The sequence below is a fragment of the Nonomuraea sp. NPDC049784 genome (assembly GCF_040659615.1).
Classification (GTDB): domain Bacteria; phylum Actinomycetota; class Actinomycetes; order Streptosporangiales; family Streptosporangiaceae; genus Nonomuraea.
Genome location: NZ_JBFAMX010000480.1, coordinates 1 through 8022, shown reverse-complemented (window position 1 = coordinate 8022; position 8022 = coordinate 1). Strand labels below are relative to the sequence as shown.

Annotated in this window: 8 protein-coding genes and 1 tRNA gene; 5 read left to right on the top strand and 4 right to left on the bottom strand. The window is 69.7% G+C overall.

All coding sequences use genetic code 11. From position 1 onward, the window contains the following. Positions 1-136 precede the first annotated feature (136 nt). The 3 genes from AB0J09_RS48660 (at position 137) to AB0J09_RS48650 (ending at position 3299) form a co-directional block, all read left to right on the top strand. Positions 137-1192: a 3-oxoacyl-[acyl-carrier-protein] synthase III C-terminal domain-containing protein gene (locus tag AB0J09_RS48660; protein WP_360707509.1), complete on the top strand. Its 1056-nt coding sequence runs from the start codon at positions 137-139 to the stop codon at positions 1190-1192. Further along, the gene (locus AB0J09_RS48655) at positions 1189-1704 is read left to right on the top strand and encodes an isoprenylcysteine carboxylmethyltransferase family protein (protein ID WP_360707507.1); all 516 of its coding nucleotides are present in this window, start codon (positions 1189-1191) and stop codon (positions 1702-1704) included. The genes AB0J09_RS48660 and AB0J09_RS48655 overlap by 4 nt, the downstream gene beginning before the upstream one ends. A gap of 122 nt (positions 1705-1826) precedes the next feature. Further along, positions 1827-3299, top strand: a complete 1473-nt coding sequence (locus AB0J09_RS48650) for a von Willebrand factor type A domain-containing protein (RefSeq protein WP_360707504.1) — start codon at positions 1827-1829, stop codon at positions 3297-3299. An 18-nt stretch (positions 3300-3317) separates the two neighbouring features. On the opposite strand, the gene AB0J09_RS48645 is transcribed toward AB0J09_RS48650, so the two are convergent. Both AB0J09_RS48645 and AB0J09_RS48640 read right to left on the bottom strand, forming a co-directional pair. Beyond that, the gene (locus AB0J09_RS48645) at positions 3318-3845 is read right to left on the bottom strand and encodes a hypothetical protein (RefSeq protein ID WP_360707501.1); all 528 of its coding nucleotides are present in this window, start codon (positions 3843-3845) and stop codon (positions 3318-3320) included. Positions 3846-3870: 25 nt separating this feature from the next. Next, a complete protein-coding gene (locus tag AB0J09_RS48640) occupies positions 3871-4563 on the bottom strand; it encodes a tRNA-dependent cyclodipeptide synthase (protein WP_360707497.1) in 693 nt (230 codons plus the stop codon). A 95-nt stretch (positions 4564-4658) separates the two neighbouring features. Here AB0J09_RS48640 and AB0J09_RS48635 point away from each other — a divergent pair. Continuing rightward, positions 4659-4731, top strand: a tRNA-Ala gene (locus tag AB0J09_RS48635). Positions 4732-5317: 586 nt separating this feature from the next. Beyond that, positions 5318-5830: an N-acetyltransferase gene (locus AB0J09_RS48630; protein WP_360707495.1), complete on the top strand. Its 513-nt coding sequence runs from the start codon at positions 5318-5320 to the stop codon at positions 5828-5830. Between the two features lie 54 nt (positions 5831-5884). On the opposite strand, the gene AB0J09_RS48625 is transcribed toward AB0J09_RS48630, so the two are convergent. Together AB0J09_RS48625 and AB0J09_RS48620 are read right to left on the bottom strand one after the other, a co-directional pair. After that, positions 5885-6802 (bottom strand): LLM class flavin-dependent oxidoreductase, encoded by a 918-nt coding sequence (locus AB0J09_RS48625; RefSeq protein ID WP_360707492.1) that lies wholly within the window; start codon positions 6800-6802, stop codon positions 5885-5887. Continuing rightward, the gene (locus AB0J09_RS48620; RefSeq protein WP_360707489.1) at positions 6803-7870 is read right to left on the bottom strand and encodes an FAD-binding protein; all 1068 of its coding nucleotides are present in this window, start codon (positions 7868-7870) and stop codon (positions 6803-6805) included. Between the last annotated feature and the right edge of the window lie 152 nt (positions 7871-8022).

Below are 8022 nucleotides of genomic sequence, written 5' to 3'. Positions count from 1 at the left end.
CGGGCGGGCCTGCGCGTGGCCGGGCGCCTGGATGTGCCGCCCCGGCACAACCGGCCGAAGGACGAGCAGGACCCGCTGCACGCCGCCCGTGCCGCCGAGGTGACCTCGCTCTGGAGGCTCGTGCGCCGATAGGCCGATGTTAGCCGCGGCCTCTCAGCGGCAGGAGAGATATATGCATATATCGGGAGTACAGAGCGTTTTGCCCGATCACCGTTACACGCAGGCGGAGATCACCGAGGCGTTCTCCCGGCTGACTTCTTGCGATGAGGACCTGCTGCGACGTTTCCACGCGGCGACCGGGGTGGAGGGCCGCAATCTCGCGCTCCCGCTGGCCGACTACGCCAAGCTCGACTCCTTCGAGCGCGCGAACGACATGTACCTCGAAATCGCTCTCGAGCTTGGTGAGCAGGCCCTGAGAGGCGCGCTGCGAAAGGCCGGCATCCGCCCCGAGAAAGTCGATCATCTGCTGCTCTGCTCGACCACCGGCATCGCGACGCCGTCCCTGGATGCCAGGCTGGCCCAGCGGGTGGGGCTGCGGCCGGACGTCAAGCGGGTGCCCGTGTTCGGCCTGGGCTGCGCGGCGGGCGCCTCGGGACTGTCGCGCCTGCACGACTACCTGCGCGGCTGGCCCGACCACGTCGCGGTGCTGGTGTGCGTGGAGCTGTGCTCGCTGACGATCCAGCGGGACGATACCTCGATCGCGAACCTGGTGGCCAGCGGCCTGTTCGGGGACGGCGCGGCGGCCGTCGTCGCGACCGGGCGCGGCGAGGGACCCGAGGTCGTCGCCACTCGCAGCAGGCTCTATCCCGGCACCGAGCACCTCATGGGCTGGGAGGTCGGGGAGCACGGCTTCCGCATCGTGCTGGATCCGGACCTGACCGGGTTCGTGGAGCAGGTGCTGGCCGGTGACATCAAGGCGTTCCTGGCCGACTATGGCCTGACCCCCGAGCAGGTCGCCACCTGGGTCTGCCATCCCGGCGGCCCCAAGGTCATCGAGAAGATCGCGCAGACCCTCGGCCTGCCGCCGAAGGCGCTCGAGGTGACCTGGCGGTCGCTGCGCGAGCACGGCAATCTCTCTTCCGTCTCGGTGCTCCACGTGCTCCAGGAGACGCGGGGCCGGCCGGGCGCGCCCGCCGTGCTCCTCGCCCTGGGTCCGGGCTTCTCCGCCGAGCTGCTGATCCTGCACTGGTGAGCGCGTACCTCGTCCTCATCGGCCTGGTCGTGCTCGAGCGCCTGGCCGAGCTGGTGGTGGCCCGCCGCAACCTGGCCTGGGCCAGGTCCAGAGGCGGCGTCGAATACGGCAGGCGGCACTTCCCCTGGATCGTCCTCGCCCACGTCGTGCTCCTGGCGGCGGCGCCCACCGAGGTGTGGCTGCTGGGCCGCCCCTTCGTTCCGCTGCTGGGCTGGCCGATGCTGGCGGTGGTCGTCCTCGCCCAGGGACTGCGCTGGTGGTGCGTCGGCACGCTGGGCAGGCAGTGGAACACCCGGGTCGTCGTGGTGCCGGGACTGCCGCTCGTGCACAGCGGGCCGTACCGGTGGCTGCGGCACCCCAACTACGTGGCCGTCGTCGCCGAGGGCCTCGCGCTGCCGCTCGTGCACACCGCTTGGCTCACCGCACTGGCCTTCACCGCGGCCAACGCGGTGCTGCTCACCGTACGCATACACGTCGAGAACGCGGCACTGGCACGCGAGCTCATCGGATAGCAGCACCTCAACTGTCCCATGTGTCACAAGCGATCACGTCTCGGTCGCGGTTTGCGCTCGCTTACGTCACCGGCCCGGCTATCGCAGATCAACTTCCGTCGTACGGCATGGAGGTGGTTGCGATGAAAATTCGTCCCTTAGCGGCGGGTGTCGGGCTTGTTGCGCTGCTGGCCCTGGCCGCGTGCGGCGGCTCAGGAGGCTCGACGAGCGGTGAGCGGGCTCCCGTCCCGGCCAACGCCAATCAACAACCCGTACGCCCGTCCAAAGCCCCCACTCAGCAGAGCGACGAGCAGGACACGACCACGGCCCAGATCTCCACGTTCGCCCTGGACGTGGACACCGCCTCGTACGGCTACGCCCGGCGTACCCTCCAGGAGGGCCGCTGGCCCGCGCCCGGCGAGATCCGCCCCGAGGAGTGGGTCAACGCGTTCCGGCAGGACTACGCACAGCCGCAGGACGACGGGTTCGCCGTACACGTCGACGGCGCGAAGCTGCCGTCACGCGACGAGGCAGTTCTGCGCGTCGGCCTGCAGACGCGCGCCTCGGAGGCGTCCGAGCGGCGGCCCGCCAACCTCACGTTCGTGGTGGACGTCTCCGGCTCGATGGCCGAGCCCGGCCGTCTCGACCTCGTCAAGTCGGCCCTGCTCAAGCTGCTCGACCAGCTCGCGCCCGGCGACCAGGTGTCGATCGTGTCGTTCAGCGACGAGGCCGAGGTGCTGGCGTCGATGACCCCGCTGACCGCCAGGGACGAGCTGCGCGACGCGGTGAACGAGCTGACCGTCGATGGTGGCACGAACCTCGAGTCAGGGCTGGTCACCGGCTACCAGGAGGCGTCCAAGGCGTTCCGCCCGGCCGCCACGAACCGGGTCATCCTGCTCTCCGACGGCCTGGCCAACCAGGGCAGCACCGAATGGCAGGCCATCCTCGGCCAGGCCAAGGAGTACGCCGGCAGGCAGGTCACGCTGCTCACCGTCGGGGTCGGCCGCGACTATGGCGACGAGCTGATGGAGCAGCTCGCCGACAACGGCGACGGCATGGCCGTGTACGTCAGCAGCCAGGAGGAGGCCGACAAGATCTTCGCCACGCAACTCCCCGCGAACATCGAGCTGCGGGCGCGCGACGCCAAGGCGCAGGTCGTCTTCAACCCGTCGGTGGTGGAGACTTACCAGCTCATCGGCTACGAGAACCGCGCGCTGGCCACGGAGGAGTTCCGCGACGACAGCCGGGACGGCGGTGAGATCGGCCCCGGTCACTCGGTCACCGCCCTCTACTCGCTGCGCCTCAAGCCGGGCGCCAAGGGGCAGCTGGCCCAGGCCACCGTACGCTGGCAGGACCCCGACACCCGGAACGCCTCGGAGGCGAGCAAGGCGCTGCAGGCCGACGAGCTGGCCCCGTCGGTCTGGGACAAGGCCCCGGTCCGGCTCCAGGTGGACGTGGTGGTCGCCGCGTTCGCGGTCTACCTGCGCGATCGCAAGGCGTTCGGCATGGACTTGCCCACGCTCGGGGAGCAGGCCACGCGGCTGGCGGCGGCGTCGGAGGACCCGATGGTGTCGGAGCTGGTCACGCTCGTCGACAAGGCTCGCTCGGTGGGCTGACCCGCCTCGCGAGCCGGTCTAGTTGTCGCCGAGTATGGGGGCGGCAGTGGCGGAACGGTAGTAGTAGTCGTACATCGCCCGGGCGAACCCGGCCTTCGACACGTGCGCGACCCTGTTGCCGCGCAGCCGCTCGAACGACTCCCGCGACGCCTCTGCCGCCACGTCGTACGCCGCCCACAGGCGCAGGTATTCGGCCCGGTCGAGCCTCTCGTCACCGTCGGCGTCGAGCGCGTCCCAGAGGGCGTCGGTGATAGGCCAGACCACGTTGGACACGAACTCCGTCCGGTCGCGCTCCGGGGCCAGCGCGTAGTTGATGTAGGACTCCCTGCTGATGCGGCCGTCGGCATCGGTGCCGATGTGGTCGACGGCGTACTGCCAGACCTGCTCGTACGCGTCCTTGACCAGCCGGCTGCCCTGCTCGGAGAGCCCCAGCCGCTCGCAGAGGGCGGCGGCGACCACGATCATGTCTCGATGATCGAGGTAGCCGTCGTGGTCCATGTCGCTTGTGTCGAACGCATGTCCAGCATTCCGGGCACGTGCATCCATGAGGGCACCTTATGTGACAGTGTCTTTACAGAGCGTTACTTAGATACTGTGCAGGCTGGGCAGCCTGTGTCAATGCGGTGGACACGAATCCCTGCGTGGGCCCCGGGTGGACGGGGAGCATGCCCGCGTAGAGCAGGTCGACCATGGGCATCGGCCGGGGATAGCAGAACACCGACGAGCCAGTGCCGAGGATCGATGGGGTGTCGATGACGAGGGGCAGCTCGGCCAGGAGGAAGGGCAGGGCCTGCTCGGCCTGCTCGCGCGAGAGCTCCGGCACGCCGACGATGGGCCGTACCGCGTCCATGCAGTGCTGCCTGAAGGCCGGATGCGTGGCGAACAGTCGCTCCAGCTCCGCTCGCGCCCCGCCGTAGGCCGGGTTGGGGGCCAGCTCGTTCCAGTCGAACACGGTGGCGTCCGGCGGGTCGAGGGCGTCGAGCGCGCGGACAACCCGGTTGCGGGTGTTGTTGGCGGCCGCCCTCGCCTTGGCCCCGGCCCTGGTGGCCGGGCATCCCCTCGCGACCAGCGTCCCGGCCAGCTCGACGCCGGGCACGAGCACGTGGAACCGCGCGAACGTCCGGGTCGCCCACTCGAGGAGATGTCTTATGGTCCGGGGGGTGAAGTAGCCGTTGAGGGCGCTGACGCCGATGACGGCATGCTCGCGCTCATCGAGGATCCGGGCGCATCGCGAGGTCAGGGGTACAGGGTGGAAGCCGATCACGGCACGGACAGTAGCAAGTCTTTACTCTCCGTATGCAGGGTTTTTAAGGTGTGCTTCGAGGGTCGCGAAGTCGGCTACACTCGTACAGGCAACAAGGGGCTATGGCGCAGTTGGTAGCGCGCCTCCATGGCATGGAGGAGGTCTGGGGTTCGAATCCCCATAGCTCCACACAAGTCGTATTCAATGGCGGTGTCTTTCAGGGCATCGCCGTTTTCGTGTCGGCCACATCAGTGCTACCGTGTCGATCATCGATGTCGGATACGGAATGAGAGGGAGGTGAGGTTTGATGACCGCGGTGAAGACCGCTGCCCTGTGCAGCGCCCGGACCATCCTCACGTCCCGGGCTCCGGTCTGACCCACTTCTGCCCTCCCGTTACGAGCCGTCCGGCTCACGGGACGGGTGACGCCTGAGTCCTGCCGGGGTCCCTTCCCGCAAGGTGTCTCACGTTGAAACCTTCCTTCATCGATTCCGCCGGTGCCGACCTGTCCCGGTACGGCTGGACGCCGGCACTGGACGACGTCTTCGCCGAGATCGAACGGCTCGCGGAGAGCTGCCGCTTCGGCGACTGCGCCCACGAGAGCGAGCCCGGCTGCGCGACGAGCGTGTCAACCGGCAGAAATCCATCACCAGCCACCTCCGCGCCACCTACAAGTTCCGGGACAACCAGCTGTGAACGGGAGCGATCGCCCGAACCCGGGCCACTCACCGACCGGCCAGCTGCCGACGACCCTAGAAACGGACTCCCGCACCATCATGACCACCCCTTGGATCACCCGTCCCGAGACCGACGCCGACCATGACCAGATCCGGGAGGTCAACCTCGCCGCCTTCCCCACCTCGCACGAGGCCGACCTGGTCGAGGCGCTGCGCGCCGATCCGGCTGCCTGGCTGCCTGGCTTGTCGTGGATCGCGCGGCAGCCCGACGGAGCCGTCGCCGGGTTCGCGCTGCTCACGCGCTGCCACGTGGACGGCTTCCCCGCGCTCACCCTGGGCCCGTGCGCCGTACGGCCCGAGCACCAGAGGCGCGGCGCCGGTTCGGCGGTCATCCGCGCCGCCCTGGACGCCGCCCGGCAGCAGGACGAGAACCTGGTCCTTGTGCTGGGTCACGCCGAGTACTACCCGCGCTTCGGCTTCGCCCCGGCCTCGCGCCACGCCATCCGGCCGCCCATCGACGTCGAGGACAAGTACATGATGGCGCTCGTCTTCGACCCCGCCCGGCCCGTGCCGTCCGGCACCATCCGTTACCCGGCCGCTTTCGGAGTCTGATCCGGGCGGCCATCCCAGCGGGCGCCTGAAGGCCAGGCGCCCGATCAGGCGGGCCTACGTCCCTGTGTGCGCGGCGTCTCCGCGCTCGGCGGCGACGAGTTCGCGGGTCGCCGGGGCGACCTCGGCCGCGAACAGCTCGATCGCCGCCGGCTCGTCCCCCATCAGGATGAACGCGCTCACACCGTGGTCCAGGGCGAGCCCGGCGAGCTCCTCCGCCCACTGGTCCGGCGGCCCGTCGAGAAGGCCACGGCTCGACTGGCTGAAACGCCCGGAGAGGTTCAGCAGACGGCGCACGTCGGAGGGTGCCCGACCGGCCGACAGCGCGGCCTCGTCAATGTGCTTGTTGCCCTCGGTGAGGTCGTCGGGGCCGCCCGGCAGGTAAGACAGCGACGGGAGCCAGCCGTCGGCGGCACGGCCGGTCAGCTTGAGCATCTTCGGCTTGTAGGCGCCGAGCCAGATGCCGATGTCGTGCGCCGGGGCAGGGCCGCGCTTGGCGCCGTCGACCTGGTAGTACTCACCGTTGACGTGAACGCCGCCCGGCTGGCCGGCCGCCCAGATCTGGCGGATGACCTGGATCGCCTCGTCCAGCGCGTTCACGGCCTGGCCGGGGGTCAGCCGCCGGCCGCCCATGGCCTCGATGGCGTCCCAGAAGCCGCCCGCGCCGATGCCCAGCTCGAAGCGGCCACCGCTGAGCAGGTCCAGGCTGGCCGCGCTGCGAGCCAGCACGGAGGGAGGGCGCAGCGGCAGGTTGAGCACGTTGCCGCTCAGATGGACGCGCTCGGTGCGGGCGGCGACGTAGGAGAGCAGGGTCCAGGTGTCGAGGAACTTCGGTTGGTACGGATGATCCTGGAACATCACCAGGTCGAGGCCCGCGTGGTCGGCCACCACGGCGAGCTCGACCGCGTGCGTGGCGGGCTGTGCCGTGGGGGTGATGAACGTGCCGAACAGCAGGTCGTGCCCGTAGTCAGTCATCTATGCCTCCTCAGGTCGAATGTTGAAGTTGTCGCGGAAGACGTTGTCCGGGTCGTACCGCGCCTTCAGCTCGCCCAAGCGCCGCAGGGTGTGCGGCGGGAACGCGTCGCGCAGCCGCTCCGGGCGCTGGTCGGTCTCGAAGCTGAGGTAGAGGCCATCGAGGTACGGCTCGAGCCGGGCCCACTCCCTGTCCATCCGCTGCCGGTTCACGCCGAACGCGACGACGGAGAAGTTCGCGGAGCGATGCGCGTAGGCCGTGGCGTCCGCCGGGACGTCGGCCACCGCGCCGCCGACCGAGCGGATCTGGAAGAAGTACACCGCGCCGCTGTGGATCAGCCGCGCCGCGGCGGCGGCGAACTCCGGGGTGATGTGCTCGGCCAGCCCTGATCGGGTGGTCGGGTCGCCCTGGCCGTTGTGGTCCTCGCGTGACGCGTTCGCCATGACGTCGGCGTACGAGGTGATCACGACCTGCTGGTCGTACATCGGGGCGATCCCGGCGAGCGGCTGGAGCCTGTCAATGACGGTCTCCGGCACCCCCGCGTTGACCATGGCCAGCACGATCGCCGTCGCCGGCTGTCCCGACCGCGGCGGGCTCACGATGAGGAAGCTGGTGAGGTCCCGCGGCGCCGCCTCCTGGACCGCGCCCCACCTCTCCAGGAACGTGGTGGTGTCGCGGGCGTCCATGACGAGCTGCGCCCACCCGACGTCGCCGACCTCGTCCACCTGGAACTCGAATGCCGTGACGATGCCGAAGTTCGCTCCCGCGCCGCGTACCGCCCAGAACAGGTCGGCGTTCTCCGCCTCGCTCGCCCGCACCACCGAGCCGTCGGCGAGCACCATCTCCACGGCACGCAGGTGGTCGATGGTCAGCCCGTGGTCGCGCCCCAGGAACCCGATGCCGCCGGCGGTGGCCAGGCCGCCGACGCCGACGCCGCCGTAGTCGCCGGAGCTGAGCGCCCACCCGTACGGCCGCAGGGCCGCGGCGACGTCCATCCAGCGGGCTCCGGGCCCGATCCTGACCAGGCGGCCCGGCCGGTCGAGCACCTCGATGGCGTCGAGCTTGGACACGTCGATGACGATGCCGCCGTCGTTGGTGGAGCGGCCGCTGACCCCGTGCCCACCGCTCGCCGTAGGCCTTCTTCAGGTGGAAGACGATGGTGGAGTCGTCAGGCGTCTCGATGGCCTTGAAGTCGTCGAGCTTGCCCTTCATCTTGTACGGG

Coding starts and splice junctions, on each gene's coding strand:
- AB0J09_RS48660 (WP_360707509.1), top strand. CDS start 137: ATGTTAGCCGCGGCCTCTCAGCGGCAGGAGAGATATATGCATATATCG.
- AB0J09_RS48650 (WP_360707504.1), top strand. CDS start 1,827: ATGAAAATTCGTCCCTTAGCGGCGGGTGTCGGGCTTGTTGCGCTGCTG.
- AB0J09_RS48645 (WP_360707501.1), bottom strand. CDS start 3,845: ATGGATGCACGTGCCCGGAATGCTGGACATGCGTTCGACACAAGCGAC.
- AB0J09_RS48630 (WP_360707495.1), top strand. CDS start 5,318: ATGACCACCCCTTGGATCACCCGTCCCGAGACCGACGCCGACCATGAC.
- AB0J09_RS48625 (WP_360707492.1), bottom strand. CDS start 6,802: ATGACTGACTACGGGCACGACCTGCTGTTCGGCACGTTCATCACCCCC.